The organism is Gilliamella sp. Lep-s35, assembly GCF_009795845.1.
In the GTDB taxonomy this organism is placed as follows: domain Bacteria; phylum Pseudomonadota; class Gammaproteobacteria; order Enterobacterales; family Orbaceae; genus Gilliamella.
The window spans coordinates 1-279 of the sequence record NZ_WTEX01000095.1 but is presented as its reverse complement, the minus strand read 5'-3'; the positions used below and the strand labels follow the sequence as shown (position 1 = coordinate 279).

At 37.3% G+C, this 279-nt stretch carries 1 protein-coding gene; it reads left to right on the top strand.

The features are described 5' to 3' along the window. Nucleotides 1-279: integrase core domain-containing protein (locus GQ590_RS12185; protein ID WP_160409344.1), on the top strand; the 279-nt coding region annotated here is incomplete at both ends.

Genomic DNA, 279 nt, shown 5'->3' with positions numbered 1-279 from the left:
CCAAAGCCTACAGCCCACAAACTAACGGTATTTGTGAGCGATTCCATAAGACGATGAAAACAGAATGTTATGATATTTTATTTCGCCGTAAGATTTACACGCAATTGAGTGAAATACAAAACGATATTGAGCAATGGCTTGAGTTTTACAATCGAGAAAGAGCACATTCTGGAAAATATTGTTATGGGAAGACTCCATGGCAAACATGGAATGATGCAAAGGGATTGGTTAAGGAAAAGCAATTGGAGAATTTATTTTACTCATCGGACACGCATTTTG